Genomic DNA, 19,777 nt, shown 5'->3' with positions numbered 1-19,777 from the left:
CGTAAAGACGTATCCCCGTCTCCCGCAGGAGCCTCCCGCGCGGCGGCGGGTGGGGTGGGGATGGGCGGTCCTCGGCGAGGACCACCCTTCAAGGTTCGGCGACCGTCCCGGATCCGGGACTCAGGCGATCCGCTTCAGGACCGCGTAGGGCAAACGCGCGAACAACCGGCCGAGATCGACCGAAGTTCCCTCCGGCTGGACGTCGCCGCCCGTCATGAGGTCGATCCAGCGGCTCTCCGCCGCCACCGGAAGGGTGGTGCCGGCAAAGGCCTCGCCCGACCACGTCGCGTCGCCGACGAGGCCGGAGACGAGGCGCGGCACCGCCACGAGAAGGTCGCCCTCCCCGCTTGTGGCATCCGAGCGTGTGAATGCGATGACATGGGCGGCGAGCCTGCCGTCGGCCGTCACGGCGATATGGTCGGCATCGGCATAGAAACTGGGTCGCTCCGCCCGGTCGGCGAGGAGACGCGCCAGCGTCGCCTGCTTCACCCGCCCGTCCGGCCAATGGTCGAGCAAGGCGGGCAGATCGGCCGTGTCGCTCAAGGCCTCCTCCCGCGCCGCGTAATCCACCGGGCGGCGGTTGTCGGGATCGACGAAGGAGAAGTCCCAGAACTCGGTGCCCTGGTAGACGTCGGGGAGCCCCGGCAGGGTCGCCTTCAGCACCGTCCGGCCGAGGCCGGCGATCATGCCGAGATGGGCGAGCCGCCGCGCGATCGGGCGCATGAGCGTCATGAACTTCGCGCCCGGCGCGATCAGGCCGGCGAACAGCCGCTTGACCGCGGCCTCGTACCGCTCATCCACATTGACCCAGCTCGACCGGCGCTTGCCCTCGCGCAGGGCCTTTTCGGAATAAGCGTCGAGACGGTCGCGGAACTCCGCGATGGCGGCCTCGTCGTCCCGCTCCAGCAATTCGAGCGGCCAGGCGCCCAGGATGGCCTGGAGGAACATCCACTGGTCGTTGGCATCGGGCGCCGGCCCCTCCTCCATGGCGGTGAGGTGGGTGCGGGCCGACTGGCCGAGGATGGTCCAGGCTTCGGCCCAGACTTCGGGGATCTCGGACAGGGCCAGCAAGCGCGAGCGGGCATCCTCGCCGCGCTTGGTGTCGTGGGTCGCCGTGGTGATCATGGCGTTCGGCCAGTCACGCGCCCGCGCCGCCTGGAGCGCGTGGAAATGCTCCAGATCGATGCCGTATTCCCCCGGATCGCCGCCGACCTCGTTGAGGGCGAGGAGTTCCGAGAAGCGGTAGAACAGCGTGTCTTCCAGGCTTTTCGCCATGACCGGACCGGTCAGCTGCTGGAACCGGCGGCGGAACCGCAGGATGACGGCGGGATCGGGACGCCCCGGCCCCCCGGCATCGATCCGGCCGAGCAAGGCCTTCGAGGCGAAGTCGTGGACCGACCGGTCCGGCAGAGCGCTCCAGCGCTTGGCCTTGGCCACCGCCCCCTCGATGAGGCGGACGTCCTCGTCCTCGACATCGCTCTCGTCGAGGTCGCTCGCCAGGTAGGAGCGGTAGGTGGGAAAGCGCGCGATGATCTCGATCAGCGCCCGGCGGATGGCGTTCACCGAGAAGTCGCGCGTGCGCCGGTCGGCATCGGCGATGCGCTTCAGGTCGGCGGTGAGCACTTCGAGCTCGCTGGCGAAGCTGATCTCGAGGATCTCCGCCTTGGCCGCCCGGAGTTGCGCCTTGTAGGGCTCGTCCATGCCGGTGGCCCAGCGATAGAACCGGGTGATCCGGGTGTGCTTCTCCTGGTCCACCAGGATGCCGTCGAGCTGGTTGAGCACGTCGTAGCCGGTGGTTCCGGCGACGGGCCAGGGCCGCAGCTTCTCGCCGGGTTCGAGGATCTTCTCGACCACGACGTAGAAGCCGGGGCCGACCGCGCTCTGCAGGGCGCGCGCATAACCCTGCGGGTCGGCGAGACCGTCGATATGGTCGATCCGCAGCCCGTCGATCCGCCCCTCGGAGATGAGGCGGAACACCGTCTCGTGCGAGCGGTGGAAGATGTCGGATTTCTCCACGCGCAGGCCCGCGAGGCCGTTCACGTCGAAGAAGCGACGGTAGTTGATGTCGCTGGCCGCCACGCGCCAATGGGCGAGACGGTAGGATTGCTGCTCGAGGAGCCGGTGGAGCGGCCCGAAACTGTCGGGCCGTCCCTCGAAACCGTTGAGCAGGGTCAGCGTGCGGTCGATGGCCTTCGCGATGGCCGGCGAAGCCTCCACCGCGTCGGCGAGCCGGCGCTTGAGGCCGTCGGCCTCCTCCGGGAAGCCCCGGCGGCGCTCCGCATTCGTCTCTTCGCTCATCAGCCGCAGCCGCTCGGAGACGGCGAGAACTTCTGCCGCCGCGTCGTCGCCGATCTCGCCATGCGCCGCAAGCGCCCGGTTGAGGATCGAGGGATATTGCAGCGGGCAGATCGGGAACTGATGCTCGTAATGCCAGACGCTGAAGGCGCCGGCGGCGGCATCGTATTTCAAGTCGAGGGTGCCGTGTTCGAGGGCTTCGCCGTAGCGGTCGCCCAGGAACGGGATGACGAGGTTGTTGCGGGCGCCCTGCCGCTGCCAGTCGATGTCGAAGGCGTGCGCCAGCGGCGAGAGATCGCCCCATTCGAGGACGGAGAGCCACCACGGATTGTCCGCGCCGCCGACGCCCATGTGGTTCGGTACGATGTCGAGGAGCAGCTTCAGGCCGTGCCGGTGCATCACGTCGGAGAAGCGGACGAAGCCCTCCTCGCCGCCGAGTTCCGGGTTGATCGTCGAATGGTCGACGATGTCGTAGCCATGGGTCGAGCCCGGCCGCGCCTTCTGGATCGGCGAGGCATAGACGTGGCTGATGCCGAGCTTCGCCAGATACGGCACGATCCGCTCGGCATCGGCGAAGGTGAAGTCCTTGTGGAACTGCAGCCGATAGGTGGCGCGCGGCGGCGGCGAGGAGAGACGCGCCGCACCCGAACGGGGGCCGCGTTCCTCGGCCGAGAGCGCGGCGGCGAGCTTCGCCAAGGGACCGCCCGGCGCGGCGATGGCCTCCAGGCTGCGGTCGAGCTTGCGTCGCCAGTTGGGATAGCCTTCGGTCGAGCCCGGCACGTTGGCCTGGCTCAGTTCCGAGACGACATCCTCGTACTGCACCGCCGTGAGCATGGACGGTGCACGCGCCAAGTAGCGCGCCGCCGCTTCGAACGGCGCCACCTCGGGCACGTCGTAGCTCGGCAGCAGCTGCTCGGAGGCGAGCGCCTCGGTAAGGCGGGAGCGTTCGGTGACGCGCTCACGGCGCTCCGCTTCTGCCCGCTCGGCGTCGTAGAGGCCGAGCGCCTGGCGGGTGTCGGTGTCGACCCCGCGCCACCAGCCGACGAAGGTCGGAAGGTCGTGCGTGGTAATCGCCGTCAGAGCGTCGCGCGGATAGGCGCCGGGGCTCTTGAAGCGGCCGCCATGCTCGCGCTCGAAGGCGAGGATGCGGTAGCTCAGGATGCCGGCCTGCATCAGCGCATCCGAGAAGCCCTGCGGCGCGGTGCCGAGATCCTCGGCAATGACGAGGCATTTTGCCCGGTGGCTCTCCAGCCGAAGCACCGCGAGCATGGGCTCGAACGGCATGGCGACATAGGCGCCGTCCTTCGCCGATCCGGTGACAGGGATGAGGAAGAGGCGGGCGAGCTGGAAGGCATGGTCGATGCGGATCGCGCCGGCATGGCGCATGTTCGCCTGGACCAGGGCGCGGAACGCCGCGAGCCCGTCGCGCTCCATTTCGAGGGGGTGGAAGGCCGGCAGGCCCCAATCCTGGCCCTTGGGCGCCAGCAGATCGGGCGGCGCACCGATGGAGACGCCGTTGGCGATGGTCACGCCGCCGGTGAGGGGTTCCGACGTGGAGAGCCAGCCGCCCCCGCCGATCTCGGCTTTCAGGGTGGCGGCGCGCAGGTCGATCTTGGCCGCGCTCGATCCCTCATAGACGATCGTATCGGAGCCGCCCGTATCCCAGATCGTGGTGTAGCCGCGGTTGGCATCGACATCGTCGCTGAAGCGATAGACGTCGTTGCCGGTGTTGTGGGCGCGGGCTCCGTAGAGATGCTGCAGGGCCGCGATGTCGATGGCACCGAAGGAGCCCGGCTGGGCGTTGAGCGCGGTGTTCTCGTCGTGCTCGGGTGTGAACGGGTTGTCCTCGCCCCAGAACGGGAAGGTGTAGCCCATCACCGTGTAGATCTGGGAATTGAGGTTGCCGGTGCCGAAATCGCCCGGCTCGACGACGCCCGGCAGCTTGCCGTTCTCCCCGTCATGGGGGTGGCCGAGCCCCAGGCTGTGGCCGATTTCGTGGATCCAGGTTTCGGAATAGGTGCCGAGGCGGACCACGTCCGCGGCCCCTTTCACGCTCGTCGGGTCGATGCCCACCGCCGTTTCCAGCGAGGTGGTGCCCTGGGCGGGCGTGCCGGATTCGCCGCCTCCGCCGACATCGAGCCGCTGGATCAACTGGGCCCGCGCCACGCTGCCTTCGACGAAATCGACATTCGCGACGCTGCTGACGGTGTCGTAGATCTCCCTGTAGAACGCCTTCCAGTCGCCCTCGGAGAAATCGTCGATCCCGTTCGCATCGATGTCCTGCGCCTTGAACCCGTAGGTCAGGGTCGCGGCGTTCCAGGCGCCGCCGAGGATGAGGCTGTCCACGACGGCGTTCCCCGTCACGCCGACGGGTTTGAAGAGGTCGGCCATCGATTGATCTGTCCCTTGGGGAAAAGCTTCTGGAAGCTTGGCCGTTCGAGCCGGCCGGGGCAGTCCCTAACCACGATGCCGCGTCATAAACAATTGACGGTCCCACACCTCCGCGGCGAACCGTGCCAAGTGAAAGCGGTATGCTTCATCGGGTTCGGGAGGGAACCGGCCTCACCGCGCTAAATCCGTGCTCGTCCGCTCGCACAGGCGCTCAGCCAGCCGAGCCCATCCTCGGTTCGGCCACGCGGATTGTACTCGCACCCGACCGAGCCCGAATATCCGAGCCGGTCGAGTTCGGCGAAGACGAAGGCGTCGTTCACCTCCCCCGTGCCGGGCTCGTGGCGCGCCGGTACGCTCGCGACCTGGACATGGCCGATCAGCGGCAGGAGTCGGGTCAGCCGCGTGGTGACGTCTCCGTGCAGGATCTGGCAGTGGAAGATGTCGAACTGGAGCTTGAGGTTGGCGAGACCCTCCGCGCGCAGCTCCGCCACGAGATCGGCGGCGGCATCGACATCGTCGAGGAAATAGCCCGGCATGGAGCGGCGGTTGATGGGCTCGATCAGGAGGTCGATGCCATGCTCGGCAAGGCGCCCGGCGGCGTGGCGCAGGGACCGGCGATAAGCTTGCCCGGCGCGGCTGTCGCGCCCGTCGGCCAGGCCCGCCATCATGTGCAGGCGCGGGCAGCCGGTCGCCAGCGCATAGGCGAGCGCCGTCTCGACCCCGGCGGTGGTCTCATCGAAGCGGTCTGGCAGAGCGGCGAGACCGCGCTCACCGGCCATCCAATCGCCGGGCGGCATGTTGAACAGGACGAGGTCGAGCCCGTGCGCGGCGAGGCGCGCGGCGATCGCATCCGGCGAATGCTCGTAGGGGAACAGGAACTCCACCGACGTGAACCCGGCACGGGACGCGGCCTCGAACCGATCGAGGAAGGCGAGCTCCGTGAAGAGCAGCGTCAGGTTGGCGGCAAAGCGCGGCATGGGAGGGCTCCATGGTGGCGGGGTCCCATCCGGGCCATCCTCAATCGCGGATCAGCTTGCCCGTATAGACGACGGGGCCGGTGGGCAGGCCGGTGGCCGAGCCGTTCGGCGGCTCCACCGAGACGGCGAAGACACCCTCGCCGCGCCGCGCGGCCTCGGACCCGGCGGGCAGAGCCAGGCGTGCGGCGTCCTTGCCGATCAGCCCGAGGGATTTCGGCGTCTTGTCGGCTCCCACATACCACAATTCGAGGCTGCGTCCCGCCGGCGCCTCGGCGCCCACCGGGCGTACCCGCGCGGTTCCCGCCGCCGTATCGATGCTGACGATGAGGGCCGGCGCCTCGCCGCCGCTGCTGACCACGGCGACGTAGCGTGTCTCGCCCTCCACGCCGGGACGGGGGCCGACGGCGATGAACAGGGCCAGCCCGGCGGCCAGGGCTCCGGCGCCCGCCGCTGCCGCCCGCCACAGGCCGAGCTTGCGCGAGAGGGCGGTCACGCGGTTTTCGTTCGCCGCCGGAGACGCGGAGGAGCGGTGGGGCAGCGCGCGCAGGATCGCCGGCCACACGCCCTCGCCCGGCTCGATCTCCGGGATGGCGGCGGCGAGGGGCGCCAGCCGGCGCTCCCACTCCCGCACGGCGGCGCGTGCGGCGGGATCGACGGCGAGTTCGAGATCCATGGCGGCGCGCTCGGTGGCGTCGAGCGTGCCGATGACGTATTCGGCGGCGCGCAGGTCACGCTCGGCGGGGTCCTCGGTCATGCCGGCCCCTCCAGGCAGCCGCGCAGGGCCGCGAGCCCGCGATGCAGCCAGGTCTTGATGGTGTTGACGGGACGCGCGAACCGCTCGGCCAGCTCTTCCCGCGAATGGCCCTCGCAATAGGCGAGCACGATGCAGTCGCGCTGCGTCGCCTCCAGGCGGGACAGGCAGGTGCGAAGGGCATCGCGCCCGAGAATCGCACCTTCGCTGTCATGCGGATCGGCCAACCGTTCCACCCAATCCTCTCCGTCCTCGCTCACCGGCCCCTGCACCTCGCCCTTGCGCCGAACCCCGTCGATCGCCCGGTTGCGGGCGATGGTGCAGAGCCACGGCAACGGGCGGCCCGCTTCCGGAGAGAACGAACCGGCATTCTGCCAGATGCGCAGGTAGACGTCCTGGAGCACGTCTTCCGCCATACCGCGATCCCGTTGGATACGGAGCACGATGCCGAAAAGTTTCGGAGCGGTGAGATCGTAGAGAGCCCGAAGGGCCTGCTCGTTGCCGGATGCCACGGCCGCGATCAGTCGCGCCAGTGCCGCGTCGTCACGCAAGGGTCGGGGCATCCTCTCGGCACGACATGATACGACCGTTCGATCTGGCGGGAACGTTGCAAGCGAGTCTTAATGGAGCGGACGCGCGCCGGCTACTGCATGGCGCGCGATCGATGGGGATCGGCACGTCTTCTCTCAATGCTGATCTGCGTGCGGCCGGGCGTGGGTGTTCGACGGCGAGCCGGCGACCTATCTCCCGCAGACGGTCGCCGATCCTTCGAGGATGTGGGGCCGTGGAACTCCCAGGCGCAGGACAAGGATACGGGATTCATGACGTCGCACGGAGACTGGAAAATTCCCGCCGCCGTGCAGCCCAAGGCGGGCGATTACGCGTACGACCTCGACAGGGCCCTGTCGGCGATCGTGTCGCTCTCGACACGCATCCCGCCGGAGGCGTTCACCGCCGAGACCCTGGGCACGGAGCGGGCCGGCAACGGCGTGGTGATCCGCGAAGACGGCCTCGTCCTCACCATCGGTTACCTCGTCACCGAGGCGGACAGCGTCTGGATGACGACGCATGACGGACGCTCTGTTCCCGGCCATGTGGTCGGCTTCGACGCCGTCACCGGGTTCGGCCTCGTCCAGGCCCTGGGCGACCTGGCGCTGCCGCCGCTTCCCATCGGGCGCTCGGCCAGCCTCAAGATCGGCGACAAGGCGGTGGTGGCCGGAGCCGGCGGACGCACCCGCTGCGTCGCCGCCGAGCTGATCGCGCGGCAGGAATTCGCGGGCTATTGGGAATACGTCCTCGACGAGGCCCTGTTCACCGCGCCCTCGCACCCGCATTGGGGCGGCACGGCCCTGATCGGCCCGGCCGGCGACCTCCTCGGCATCGGCTCGCTGCAGTTGCAGCAGGGCGGCGCGGAAGGCCCGAAGGCGATCAACCTCGTCGTTCCCATCGACCTCCTGCCGCCGATCCTCGAGGATTTGACCACTCGCGGGCGGGCGGACCGTCCGACCCGGCCCTGGCTCGGTCTCTATGCCAGCGACAGCGACGGGGCGGTGGTGGTGATGGGGCTCGCCGATGACGGCCCCGCCGAGAGCGCGGATCTGCGCGTGGGCGACGTGCTCGCGGCGGTGGCGGGCGAGCCGGTGGAGGATCTCGCCGGGTTCTTCCGTCAGGTCTGGGCGCTGGGCGAGGCGGGGGTGCGGGTGCCGCTTACGATCGAGCGGGACGGGCGTCCGATCAAGCTCGTCGTGACGTCGAGCGACCGCGAGCGTTTCCTGGTCTCGCCGCAGCTGCATTGATCGGGACGGGACGCGGGTCTATCCCGTGCCCATGACGGACCACGTAGACACCTCCCCCATCCACATCGTCGGCGGCGGCCTCGCCGGGTCCGAGGCCGCCTGGCAGATCGCCGAGAGCGGCCATGCTGTGGTGCTGCACGAGATGCGCCCGGTGCGTGCCACCGAGGCGCATCACGGTCAGGACCTGGCCGAGCTCGTCTGCTCGAACTCGTTCCGCTCGGACGATGCCAACGGCAACGCCGTCGGCCTGCTGCACCAGGAGATGCGGACGCTCGGCTCGCTGATCCTGCGCGCGGCCGACGCCAACCAGGTGCCGGCCGGCGGCGCGCTCGCCGTGGACCGGAACGGGTTCGCCGCCGCCGTCACCGCCGCTCTGGAGGCGCATCCCCTCGTCACCATCGCCCGCGAGGAGGTCGAGGGCCTGCCGCCGGAGGAATGGGGCCGGACCATCATCGCCACCGGCCCCCTCACATCGCCCGCCCTGGCGGAGGCGATCCGCGGCCTGACCGGGGCCGAGGCGCTGGCCTTCTTCGATGCCATCGCGCCCATCGTCCACCGCGACTCCATCGACATGGACAAGGCCTGGTTCCAGTCGCGCTACGACAAGGTCGGGCCGGGCGGGACGGGGGCCGATTACATCAACTGCCCGATGAACCGCGAACAGTACGACGCCTTCATCCAGGCGCTGATCGAGGGCGACAAGATCGGGTTCAAGGAATGGGAGGCGACCACCCCCTATTTCGACGGCTGCCTGCCGATCGAGGTCATGGCCGAGCGCGGGCCCGAGACCCTGCGTCACGGCCCGATGAAGCCCGTCGGCCTCACCAACCCGCACGATCCCACGGTGAAGGCCTGCGCCATCGTCCAGCTGCGCCAGGACAATGCGCTGGGCACCCTCTACAACATGGTCGGCTTCCAGACGAAGCTGACCTATTCCGAACAGGTCCGGGTGTTCCGCACGATTCCCGGCCTGGAAAACGCCGAATTCGCGCGTCTCGGCGGCCTCCACCGCAACACCTATCTCGATTCCCCCCGTCTCCTCGACGGGACCCTGCGCCTCAAGGCCCGGCCGAGCCTGCGCTTCGCCGGACAGATCACGGGCTGCGAGGGCTATGTCGAGAGCGCCGCCATCGGCCTCATGGCCGGTCGCTTCGCCGTTGCCGAGGCACGTGGTGAGACCCTGGCGCCACTCCCCGCCACCACGGCGCTCGGCGCCCTCATCGGCCACATCACCGGCGGCCACATCGCAGCCGAGGAGGCCGGGAGCCCCCGCTCGTTCCAGCCGATGAACGTGAATTTCGGCCTGTTTCCGCCCCTCGCCCATGCCCCGAAGGGCGAGGGCGGCAAGCGCCTGAAGGGGCCGGAAAAGGCGGTGGCGAAGAAGCGCGCCTATACCGACCGGGCGCGGGCGGATCTGGCTTCGTGGATGGGAGGCGAGGCGGTACCGATCGCGGCGGAATAGACGGCGCGTGCGCATGCCCTCTCCCCGCGTAGGGGGCGGGGGACATGCGAACCAAGACTTCGGTTTTTCCAGCGAACGCTTTCGGGGCAGTGCCACCAGAAGCCGCAACCGACCTCAGGTCCGTCCACGATCAATCGCGTGGTGCGGGCTCGGTGCGGCGTGGGTGGCGCCGGTCGAAATCCATCGCCGCGAGCTTGAGCGCGGACAATCCACCAACAATGAGAATGGCGGCGAGGCCGGCGATCTGCAGGGAGAGCGTCATCGAGCTTCAATCCTCACTGCGCATGAATCGAAGAGCAGCGTGCCCCGCTAAATGTAGTGCGAGGGCAGCGAAAATCAAAATCCAATGTCCTCCGCTGAGCACGCCATATTGGCCTTGCGCGAGCGGCACGACGAAGGCGGCGCCGAATGTTGCAATCGACAAGGCGTTGAAGAGCGTCGCGAGAAGCTTGACGTGCTCATTGAACCGCTTGGCAAGAAATTTTCTATTGCCGCCTTCGGTCACGCCTCCCTCCGCGGCTGCGATTCCGACATCGTCCAATCACACCGGATCCAGCGAAAAGATGCGTCGGCCCGGCCGGTGGCCCTCGTCACCGGTATCGCGAAACCCGGTCTTGAGAAGGAGACCGCGCGAGGCTTCGTTCTCGGGCCGGCACTCGGCGACGATGAAGCGGTGGGGGAAGCGCTTGCGCAGGATCGCGATGGCCCCCGTCACCGCCTCGCTGCCGTAGCCCTGGCCCCGGGCGCCGCCGCCGACCCAGTAGCCGAGTTCCACCGCGTGCTCGCCACGCAGGTGGAGACCGACCACCGCCACGAGAACGCCGTCGGCCTTGGCCCCGAGGAAGCAATCCTTGGTCGGCTTCCCCCTGCCGATCAGGCGGCGGGCATGATCGAGGGTGAAGGGATCGGGCAGGAAATCCACCGCCCCCGTGATCGCCTGATCGTCGGTGAGGGCCTGGACCGCCTCCGCATCCGCCTGGACCAGCGGCGCGAGACGCAGGCGTGCGGTCGCCTGCGTGGGCAGGTTCGACAGGGAGTAGCGCGAGGCGAGCGTGCGGAAGAACATGGCTTCCGTGGTGGAGCCGCGCGGCCACGAGGGCAAGATCCCTCTTCGCCGAAGGGCTCCTTCCTCGCGCGGCGCGACAAAAATGAAACCCGCCCCGGCATCGCCGGGACGGGTCATCGATCCGGCCTATCGGTTCGCCCTCACGGATGGATGACCATCGCGTTGAACGGATAGACGTAGGCCTGCAGCATCACGAGCACGCCGACGAGGCAGGCCAGCACGATGGAGTGCCAGAACACGAAGCGCAGGATCTTGCTCTCCTGGCCGAAATAGCCGGTGGCGGTGGAGGCGACGACGATCGACTGGGCGTCGATCATCTTGCCCATGACGCCGCCCGACGAGTTCGCCGAGGCCATGAGGATGCCCGACAGGCCGAGCTGCTCCGAGGTGATTTTCTGCAAGCCGCCGAACAGGACGTTCGACGCGGTGTCGGAGCCCGTGAGCGCGACGCCGAGCCAGCCCAGGAGGGTGCCGAAGAACGGGTAGAGGATGCCCGTGCCCGCAAAGGCGAGACCCAACGTGGCATCGACGCCCGCGTAACGGGTGAGCACGCCGAGCGCCAGCATCGCCGAGATGGTGATGAGCGAGTAGCGCAGCACCCAGATGGTCTCGATGTAGGCGGTCACGAGGCGCCAGGGCGAGAACCGCATCAGGAGGCCGGAGATGATGGCCGCGAACAGGACGCCGGTGCCGGTGTAGGACATGTAGGCGAACTTGAAGACGGCAGGCTCCGGATGGGCGGTGGCCACCACGGGGGGCACCTTCATGATGACGTTGTGCAGGCCCGGCACCGGATAGTTCCAGATGAAGATCGGGTCGACGATGTCCTTGAAGAACTTGGTGCCCCAGATCGCCACGATCACCGAAAGGATGATCCACGGCACCCAGGCCAGCAGGATCTCGGAAGAGGTGGCGGTGCGGGTGGCGGCGGCGGCCTTGGGGCCGTCGACGGTGGTGACGTAGCCGATGGACGGATCGTTGCCGCGCAGGGCCGGCGAGGTCCAGATCACTGCCGGGCGCCAGAAGCGCAGGAACAGCACCAGGGCGCCCATGGAGACGAGCGCGGCGCCGATGTCGACGATCCACGGGTTGACGTAGTTCGAGATGCCGAACTGGGCGAGCGCGAACGAGCCGCCGCAGACGAGGATGGCGGGCCAGATCTGCAGCATCCCGCGGAAACCCGCGAACACGCAGATCAGCCAGAACGGCACCAGCACCGAGAAGAACGGCAGCTGCCGGCCGATCATGGCGCCGAGAACGTAGGGGTCATAGCCGGTCACCGAGGCGAGGCCGGCGATGGGCGCTCCGAGCGCGCCATAGGCCACCGGGGCGGTGTTGGCGATGAGCGACAAGCCCGAGGCGGCCAGCGGCGAGAAGCCGAGGCCGATCAGGATGGCGCCGGTGACCGCCACGGGGGTGCCGAAGCCGCCCGCGCCTTCGAAGAACGCGCCGAAGGCGAAGGCGACCAGCAGCAGCTGGAGCCGCCTGTCGGTGGTGATGCCGGCTACCGACTGCTGCAGAGTGGCGAACCAACCCTTCTCCACCGTGAGCCGGTAGAGGAAGATGACGTTGAGGATGATCCAGCCGATGGGGAAAAGCCCGAGGGCGATGCCGTAGCCGGAGGCGCGGGTGGCCAGATCCGCCGGCATGCCGAACAGGAAGACGGCGACGCAGAACGCCAGGACCAGAGAGAGGACGGCGGCGATGTGAGCCTTGACCTTGCCGCTGGCGATCATGCCGAGCAGGGCGATGACCGGCAGGGATGCCGCAAGCGTCGAGAGCCATGGGCTCCCAAAGGGATCGTAGACCTGGTTCCACGTATTCACGGGCGTCGCGCTCCTCGGTGAGCCCGATCTCTCGCCGGGCCCTTGACATCGTAGCTAGCAGAGCAGTGGAGCTGGCTCAACGCGAAGAATCTTGTATTCAGATCATGTTGCGCGCGTGCTTCGCTTTCTGTCCGCCGAGACTGCAGACGCCCGGAAACGGCAAGGCATCTCCTTCGAAACACAAGCGGAGCCGTTCCGAAACGGAAGCGAGGCGGCTGTGCGACCTGTCGCAGCCTCGGAACATGAGAGTCGGGAGACCGTTCCCCTTGGTATCCTCCATGCCAGCGATACGGAGATCAACCTATGTTCATGCGCGTCGATAAGCTGCAAGCCGAACTGCCCGCACCCAAAAGGAAAGATCCGAACGCTGCCGCTGCCCTGCAGGAACTGCTGGGTGGTAAATATGGGGAGATGTCGACTCTTGGGAATTACATGTTCCAGAGCTTCAATTTCCGCAGCAAGTCTAAGCTACGCCCGTTCTATAGCCTCGTTGCCGCGATCACAGCCGAGGAGCTGGGCCATGTGGAGCTGGTGAGCAATGGCGTCGCCATGCTCAACAACGGCCCCGACAATGATGGCGACGAGAAAGATGGCGGCGACATTTCGGGTGCGCCCTTCGAGGACATGAAGGACATTCGCCTTGCGGCCGCGTTCCTGTCGAATGGCGGTGGCGTCACCCCGGTGAACAGCAACGGCGCGTCCTGGAACAACGATTTCATCACCACCACCGGCAACGTGGTCGTCGACCTGCTCCACAACTTCCATCTCGAATGCGGCGCCCGCCTGCACAAGCTGCGCGTCTACGAGACCCTGACCGACCCGACCGGGCGCGAGGTCTGTGGCTACCTTCTCGTGCGCGGTTCGGTCCACGCCCATGCCTACGCCCTGGCACTGAAGAAGATCACAGGCGTCGAGATCGAGAAGTTCCTGCCGACGCCGAACATCAACCTCGACAAGATCCCCGAATGCCAGAAGTACCTGCAGGAGGGCTCGCACCGCCGGCTCTACACCTTCAGCCCCGGTGACTACACGGAGATGGCCGGCATCTGGGGCAATGGCGAGATGGCTCTGCCGGGTGATCCGCCGGGCGAATTGTCGGTGGTCGAGGGCATGCCCGACGGCGGCAAGATCCACCAGCTCACCGGCGTCCCTTCGGCCTTCACCCCGGACTACGCCCCGCAGGAGATGTTCGAGATCGCGGAGAAGCTGACGAAGAAGGCACGCTGAAGCCTTGGCCTCCCGACGGATTACTGTCGGGGGGCTTTTCTTTCGTTTCGTGCGACGGGCAGGAATGCAGTCCGGGGCGCACGCCCTCCCACCTACCACCTCATCCTGAGGCGCCGGAGTGAAGCGCAGGCCTCGAAGGAGGCCTCCAGTTCGCGCCGCGGGTACTGGAGGTCTCCTTCGAGGCCGCTGCGCGGCGTCTCAGGATGAGGTGACAGGTTGGGTGAAATCTCATCCCCTTCTTGACCCCCTCCAGAGCCGCCACAGCCGCCGCCAGCGCGGCAGGGCGATGATTGTGTTGAGCGGGTCGTAGCCCGGCCGCTCCATCATCGCGAGGCTCGGTTCCACCAGGGCCGTCGGCAGGAAGGCGGGCAGAGCGGCAGGCGCGATATTGGCTCGCGCGTCCTCGAAGGCCTTCAGGTGGCGCCGGGCCAGGGCCCGCAGATCGGCCGTCGCCCCGAGGAGACCGGGGCCGCCGCGTCCCGTGACGATGTCTTCGCGGGTGACGCCATGATCCTTGAGGATATCGGCCGGCAGGTAGACCTGCCCGTTGCGGGCGTGCCACGGCAGCGCCCGTAGCAATCCGACGACACCGAAGGCGACACCGGCATGGCCGGCGGCTGCGGCGCCCCCCGGCTCCGCGCCGTCGCAGAGGACGAGGCCGCCGAGGCGGATGAGCGAGGAGGCGGTCTCCCCGCAATAACCTTCGAGATCGTTCACCCGCGGCATCGGATCGTCGTAGAGGTCGAAGACGCGGGCATCGATCAGATCGACGAAGGGCTGGCGCCCGAGCTTGCGCTTGACGATGGCGTCGTCCAGCGCGGCGGCCACCGGGTTGGCCTTCACGTCGCCCCTCGCCTCCCCCTGCAGCGCGTCGCGCCACCATTGCAGACGGATCTCGCCCGCTATCGGGTTGGTGACGGCGTCGCGCACGCGGGCGGTGGTGAGGCTGAAGGCGGCAAGCGCGAAGAGATGCGGCCGGAAGGCCGCCGGCGCGAAGAGGGTGGCGAAGTAGCGGTCTGGGTCGCCCTCGCGGACAAGGGCCTCACAATGCGAGAAGGCGAAGGCGAGGGGTTCGGCCGTTCCGGGGCTGGTCTCGGTCTTCGTCACGCGACCGCGATCATCGCGGCGGCGACCTTGCGGTTCTCCGCCATCAGGATGTTGTAGGTCCGCGCGGCGGCCCCCGTCTGCATCACGTCCAGGCCGATTCCGTTGTCCTTGAGCCAGCGCCGCAGATTGTCCGGAAACGGCGCTATGTCGAGGCCGGTGCCGATGAGGAGGAGCTCGACCGCCCCCGCCTCGGCCACGACCGGGCGCAGGGCGTTGCGGTCGATGGCCTTGGCCTCCACGACATCCCAGGCCCTGATGCCCCCCGGCGTCACCAGGATCGAGCCGCGATGCGACATGTCGGCGAAGCGAAAGCCGCCATTGCCATAGGCGTCGATGAGGTGGCGCCCGGGAACGAACCCGTCATGCAGGCTGCCCTCCGCCATCTCTATTCCGCCGCCTGGGGCACGCGGCCGCCGGTGGGACGGCTCTGCGACTTCACGCCCGACAGCATCAGGCCGAGATAGATCAGGACCGGGGTCGACACGAAGATCGCCGAATAGGTGCAGATCACCACGCCTGCGAGCATCACCACGGCGAAGCCCTGGATCGCCTCTCCGCCGAACAGCACCAGGGCGAGCAGCGACAGGAAGGCGGAGGTCGCCGTCATCACCGTGCGCGACATGGTGGAGTTGATCGACAGGTTGAGCAGTTCCACCGTGGGAATGGTCTTGTAACGCCGCATCAGCTCGCGGGTCCGGTCGAACACCACCACCGTCTCGTTCAGCGAGTAGCCGACGATGGTGAGGATCGCCGCGATCGAGGTCATGTTGAACTCGATCCGGCTGATGACGAAGATGCCGATGGTGAGCACGATGTCGTGCAGGGTGCCGACGATGGCGCCGAGCGCCAGTTCCCGCTCGAAGCGGAACCAGAGGTAGAGGAGCACCGCGAGCACCGACAGCACCACGCCGAGCGTGCCCGACTGAACGAGCTCGCCCGACACGCGCGGCCCCACCGTCTCGGTGCGGCGGAACTCGTATTCCGCGTCGAAAGCGCCGTGCGCCTTCTGCATCACCGCCGTCTGGCCCTGCTCGCCCGGCTGGAGCGGGAAGCGGACGAGGATCTGCCCGTCGCCGCCGAGTTCCTGCACCTCGGTCTCGCCGAAGCCGAAGCTGTTGGCGGTGTGTCGCACGGCGGCCACGTCGGCCGTCTTCGATTTCGCCTGCAACTCCACCAGGGTGCCGCCCTTGAAGTCGATGCCGAAATTCAGGCCGACCGTCAGGAACAGGATCACCGTCCCCACCGACAGCAAGGCCGAGAGCGGGAAGGTGAAGCGCCGGAAGCGCATGAAGTCGACGTGCGACTCATCGGGCCAGAGGCGGAGCAGACGCATGTTCGGTCTCGGTCTTTCGGCAATGAGGTCGATCGGGTCGTCGAAAAGAGCGCGTCCGGTTCCACCGCACGTCCGTCATTCCGGGGCGCCCGCAGGGCGAGCCCGGAATCCAGGCACTCAGGTGGAGGTTCTCCTGGCAATCCCGGGTGTCTGAATCCCGGGCTCCGCTTAGCGGCCCCGGGGTGACGGGATTGTTTTGCAGATGGACGGATCACTCGAAAACCGGATCGGGCTCCTCTCGCAAACTGTGAATGCTCGGACTGATTTCAGAACGGCAGAGCTTTGTTTCAGAACGGCAAGGCCTTGGGTCGGGCGTAGTTGTACCACAGGGCGATCATCATGCGGGTGAGCGTCACCGCCGTGATGACGGTGGTGAGGATGCCGAGGATGAACACCACGGCGAAGCCCTTCACCGGGCCGGAGCCGAGGAAGAACAGGATCAGGGCGGCGATGGCCATGGTCGAGTTCGAATCGATGATGGTGGCGAAGGCCTTGTCGAAGCCGGCCTGCAGGGCCGAGACGATGGAGCGTCCCGCCCGCACCTCTTCCCGCACGCGCTCGTAGATCAGCACGTTGGAATCCACCGCCGTGCCGATGGTGAGCACGATGCCGGCGATGCCCGGCAGGGTCATGGTCGCCTCCAGCACCGACATCAGGCCGAGGATGAGGCCCACATGGACGAGGAGGGCGATGTTGGCGAAGAAGCCGAACACCCCGTAGGTGGCGAACATGAAGACGATGACGAGGATGCCGGCGACCATGGTCGCCTTCTTGCCGGCCTCGATGGAATCGTTGCCGAGGCCGGGGCCGACGACGCGGCGCTCGACCACGGTGAGCTTGGCGGGCAGCGCACCGGCGCGCAGCAGGATCGAGAGGTCGTTGGCCTGCTTGACGGTGAAGTTGCCGGTGATCTGGCCCGAACCGCCGGTGATCGGGGTGTTGATGCGCGGCGCCGAGACGACCTCGTTGTCGAGCACGATGGCCATGCGGCGGCCCACGTTCTCCGAGGTAGCCTGGCCGAAGCGCTGGGCGCCCTTCAGGTTGAACTTGAAGCTCACCATGGGCTCGTGGCTCTGCTGGTCGAAGGCCGGCTGCGCGTCGGTGAGATCGCCGCCATCGGCCATGACCCGGCGCTCCACCGGCACCTTGCCGCCGCCTTCGTCCTTGTTGGTGAGCATGTCGACATCGCCGGAGGGCGAATCGGCCAGCATGCGGAATTCGAGCTTGGCGGTCTTGCCGAGCTGATCCTCGAGCTGTTGCGGGTCCTGCAGGCCGGGGACCTGGACGAGGACGCGGTCGGCACCCTGCTGCTGGATCGAGGGCTCCTTGGTGCCGCCGAAATCGATGCGGCGGCGGATGACTTCGATGGCCTGCGTCACGGCCCGGCGGGTGCGGTCGGTGAGGCCGGCATCGGTGAGCAGCAACTGGATCGTGCCGTCGGGCCGGTCTGTGACGTCGAGGGTCTGGCCGCCGGCCTGGGCCACCATGGCGTTGGAGATCGGCTGGGACAGTTCGCGCAGCTTCGGCAGGGCCTTGGCGCGGTTGGCCGGATCGGAGATGCGGATCTGGACGCCACGCGGAATCAGCTGGATGCCGCCCTCGGGGGTGATGCCGGCCTCGCGCAGGGTGCGGCGCACGTCGTCGCGCAGACCCGTGGTCTGCGAGCGGATCAGGTCGTTCCGGTCGATTTCGAGGAGGATCTGCGAGCCGCCCTGGAGATCGAGCCCCAGCACGATGGCCCGCTGGGGCACGATCCAGCTCGGGAACCAGCCCGGCAGGGACGCCATGAAGCCCTTGCGCTGCTCGGCCGAGAAGAAGCTCGGCACGGCGAGGCTCAGGCCGATGAGGATGACGGCCAGCGTCGCGACGATCTTGGTTCTCGAAAAGCGCAGCATCCGCCCGTTCCGTTTCTTCTTACGATGCCGGTGTTTGCACCGGCATCTTCAAGCGGTGCACAAGGCCGCCACGCGTGACGGCCCCGGGATCTCAGGCCGCCTTGACCGGACCGCCCTTGACGCGGACTTCCGAAATCATCGTCCGGACGATCTTCACCCTGACGTTCGGGGCGATCTCGACCTCGATCTCGGAGGCCTCGTCGGCGACCTTGGTGACGCGGCCGACCAGCCCGCCGGTGGTGACGATGGTGTCGTCCCGGCGCACGTTCTTCACGAGGGCCTGATGCTCCTTCACGCGGCGCTGCTGCGGGCGGAGGATCAGGAAGTACATGATGACGAAGATGAGGACGAACGGCACCACCTGCAAGGCGATGTCCGCTCCGCCAGCGGCCGCGGTGGCCCCTTGCGCGAAGGCGGGGGTAATCAAGCGGGTGACTCCTTGGGCTGAGCCGGTCCTAGGGAGTCGCGCGCAGGCGGGTATGGGCGCGTCAGGACAGGTCGAAAAGCGCGCGGACTATAGCCATGCACTTGGTGAAAGCAACGGCGCGTCCGCAGGATGCGCGGATCGGATGGCCCGCACCCGATGCCGCACCCGTGATTTTCCGCCGCATTGTCCGTATGGACGCGCTCGACAGCACATCCAAGGAGTTTCGAGACGCCATGACCTCGACCCCACCTGCCGACCGGGCGATGCTCGACGCGATCCTGCCCGTCCTCGGGCGGATCGCCGCCGCCCTGGAGCGTTCCGCCCCGGCCGCGAAGCCGGCCCTGGACCTGAATTCGGCGGATGCCTTCCTCTGGGGATCGGACCGCCGTCTGATCCCGGTGCCGAAGGTCAACCGGGTGGAGATCGATCTGCTGACCGGCATCGACCGGGCCCGCGACATCCTCGTGGACAACACGACGCGCTTCGCCAAAGGCCTGCCCGCCAACAACGCCCTGCTCTGGGGCGCGCGCGGCATGGGCAAGTCGTCCCTGGTGAAGGCGGCCCATGCCCGGATCAACGCGGAGCGGGCGGAGGGTGAGCTACCGATGAAGCTGGTGGAGATCCACCGCGAGGACATCGAGGCCCTGCCCGACCTGATGGCGACCCTGCGCGGCGATGCGCACCGCTGGATCGTGTTCTGCGACGACCTGTCCTTCGATGGCGACGACACATCGTACAAGTCGCTCAAGACGGCTCTCGACGGCGGCATCGAGGGCCGACCCGACAACGTGCTGTTCTACGCCACCTCCAACCGGCGGCATCTCCTCGCCCGCGACATGGTGGAGAACGAGCGCTCCACCGCGATCAATCCCGGCGAGGCTGTGGAGGAGAAAGTTTCGCTCTCCGACCGCTTCGGCCTCTGGCTCGGCTTCCACAAATGCAGCCAGGACGAGTACCTCGCCATGATCCGCGCCTATGTGGAGCGCCACGGGCTGAAGGCCGACCCGGATACGGTACGGGCCGAGGCCCTGGAATGGGCCACCACCCGCGGTTCGCGCTCCGGCCGCACCGCCTTTCAGTTCATCCAGGACCTCGCGGGGCGGCTGGGACAGCGGCTCGATTGAACGTGGCCGCCCGCAGTCGCGTCGGTATGCCGGGAGGTCGATTTTCCGGATACATCGAGCGCGAGCGGAGAGAGATCTGGGGCTTGCGCGCGGATGAGCC

17 protein-coding genes are annotated in these 19,777 nt (G+C 67.8%); 4 read left to right on the top strand and 13 right to left on the bottom strand.

Features of this window, described 5'->3' with window-relative positions:
* Positions 1-120: 120 nt before the first annotated feature.
* The 4 genes from treY to MBTS_RS04615 form a co-directional block, all read right to left on the bottom strand.
* On the bottom strand, positions 121-4,686 hold the full coding sequence (gene treY / locus MBTS_RS04630; protein WP_244973498.1) for a malto-oligosyltrehalose synthase: 4,566 nt from the start codon (positions 4,684-4,686) through the stop codon (positions 121-123).
* 179 nt (positions 4,687-4,865) lie between these two features.
* Positions 4,866-5,663: a 2-oxo-tetronate isomerase gene (otnI, locus tag MBTS_RS04625; RefSeq protein WP_056149432.1), complete on the bottom strand. Its 798-nt coding sequence runs from the start codon at positions 5,661-5,663 to the stop codon at positions 4,866-4,868.
* 40 nt (positions 5,664-5,703) lie between these two features.
* Positions 5,704-6,417 carry an anti-sigma factor gene (locus MBTS_RS04620; RefSeq protein ID WP_192215181.1) on the bottom strand — a complete coding sequence of 238 codons (714 nt, stop codon included), beginning with the start codon at positions 6,415-6,417 and terminating at the stop codon, positions 5,704-5,706.
* Positions 6,414-6,965 (bottom strand): sigma-70 family RNA polymerase sigma factor, encoded by a 552-nt coding sequence (locus MBTS_RS04615; protein WP_018043540.1) that lies wholly within the window; start codon positions 6,963-6,965, stop codon positions 6,414-6,416. The genes MBTS_RS04620 and MBTS_RS04615 overlap by 4 nt, the downstream gene beginning before the upstream one ends.
* Positions 6,966-7,235: 270 nt before the next feature.
* On the opposite strand from MBTS_RS04615, the gene MBTS_RS04610 reads away from it, so the two are divergent.
* Together MBTS_RS04610 and trmFO are read left to right on the top strand one after the other, a co-directional pair.
* The gene (locus MBTS_RS04610) at positions 7,236-8,210 is read left to right on the top strand and encodes a S1C family serine protease (RefSeq protein ID WP_018043539.1); all 975 of its coding nucleotides are present in this window, start codon (positions 7,236-7,238) and stop codon (positions 8,208-8,210) included.
* Positions 8,211-8,241: 31 nt separating this feature from the next.
* Complete coding sequence (trmFO, locus tag MBTS_RS04605; RefSeq protein ID WP_147830332.1) at positions 8,242-9,672, top strand: methylenetetrahydrofolate--tRNA-(uracil(54)-C(5))-methyltransferase (FADH(2)-oxidizing) TrmFO; 1,431 nt, start codon at positions 8,242-8,244, stop codon at positions 9,670-9,672.
* Between the two features lie 130 nt (positions 9,673-9,802).
* On the opposite strand, the gene MBTS_RS23965 is transcribed toward trmFO, so the two are convergent.
* From MBTS_RS23965 to MBTS_RS04590, 4 genes are all read right to left on the bottom strand, one after another.
* Complete coding sequence (locus tag MBTS_RS23965) at positions 9,803-9,934, bottom strand: hypothetical protein (protein ID WP_274534509.1); 132 nt, start codon at positions 9,932-9,934, stop codon at positions 9,803-9,805.
* Positions 9,935-9,940: 6 nt separating this feature from the next.
* Positions 9,941-10,177: a hypothetical protein gene (locus MBTS_RS04600; RefSeq protein ID WP_238253895.1), complete on the bottom strand. Its 237-nt coding sequence runs from the start codon at positions 10,175-10,177 to the stop codon at positions 9,941-9,943.
* Between the two features lie 36 nt (positions 10,178-10,213).
* Complete coding sequence (locus MBTS_RS04595; protein ID WP_056149748.1) at positions 10,214-10,738, bottom strand: GNAT family N-acetyltransferase; 525 nt, start codon at positions 10,736-10,738, stop codon at positions 10,214-10,216.
* A 140-nt stretch (positions 10,739-10,878) separates the two neighbouring features.
* Entirely contained in the window at positions 10,879-12,564 is a 1,686-nt protein-coding gene (locus MBTS_RS04590; protein WP_018043534.1) for an L-lactate permease, read from the bottom strand.
* 303 nt (positions 12,565-12,867) lie between these two features.
* On the opposite strand from MBTS_RS04590, the gene MBTS_RS04585 reads away from it, so the two are divergent.
* Complete coding sequence (locus MBTS_RS04585) at positions 12,868-13,791, top strand: manganese catalase family protein (RefSeq protein WP_026175884.1); 924 nt, start codon at positions 12,868-12,870, stop codon at positions 13,789-13,791.
* Positions 13,792-14,019: 228 nt separating this feature from the next.
* Here MBTS_RS04585 and MBTS_RS04580 read toward each other — a convergent pair whose 3' ends face one another.
* From MBTS_RS04580 to yajC, 5 genes are all read right to left on the bottom strand, one after another.
* Positions 14,020-14,898: a phytoene/squalene synthase family protein gene (locus MBTS_RS04580; protein ID WP_056149427.1), complete on the bottom strand. Its 879-nt coding sequence runs from the start codon at positions 14,896-14,898 to the stop codon at positions 14,020-14,022.
* The gene (locus MBTS_RS04575; RefSeq protein ID WP_018043531.1) at positions 14,895-15,281 is read right to left on the bottom strand and encodes an Mth938-like domain-containing protein; all 387 of its coding nucleotides are present in this window, start codon (positions 15,279-15,281) and stop codon (positions 14,895-14,897) included. Before MBTS_RS04575 ends, MBTS_RS04580 begins: the two co-directional genes overlap by 4 nt.
* 2 nt (positions 15,282-15,283) lie before the next feature.
* Entirely contained in the window at positions 15,284-16,231 is a 948-nt protein-coding gene (gene secF, locus MBTS_RS04570) for a protein translocase subunit SecF (RefSeq protein WP_018043530.1), read from the bottom strand.
* Positions 16,232-16,518: 287 nt separating this feature from the next.
* Positions 16,519-18,126 (bottom strand): protein translocase subunit SecD, encoded by a 1,608-nt coding sequence (gene secD, locus MBTS_RS04565; RefSeq protein WP_056149426.1) that lies wholly within the window; start codon positions 18,124-18,126, stop codon positions 16,519-16,521.
* Positions 18,127-18,217: 91 nt separating this feature from the next.
* Entirely contained in the window at positions 18,218-18,553 is a 336-nt protein-coding gene (gene yajC, locus MBTS_RS04560) for a preprotein translocase subunit YajC (RefSeq protein WP_056164250.1), read from the bottom strand.
* 233 nt (positions 18,554-18,786) lie between these two features.
* On the opposite strand from yajC, the gene MBTS_RS04555 reads away from it, so the two are divergent.
* Positions 18,787-19,677: an ATP-binding protein gene (locus tag MBTS_RS04555; protein ID WP_192215180.1), complete on the top strand. Its 891-nt coding sequence runs from the start codon at positions 18,787-18,789 to the stop codon at positions 19,675-19,677.
* The last annotated feature ends 100 nt before the right edge of the window (positions 19,678-19,777 follow it).

This window comes from Methylobacterium bullatum (genome assembly GCF_014845095.1).
Taxonomy (GTDB): Bacteria; Pseudomonadota; Alphaproteobacteria; order Rhizobiales; family Beijerinckiaceae; genus Methylobacterium; species Methylobacterium bullatum.
The sequence above is the reverse complement of the archived record's forward strand: the minus strand, read 5'-3'. Positions and strand labels throughout refer to the sequence as shown.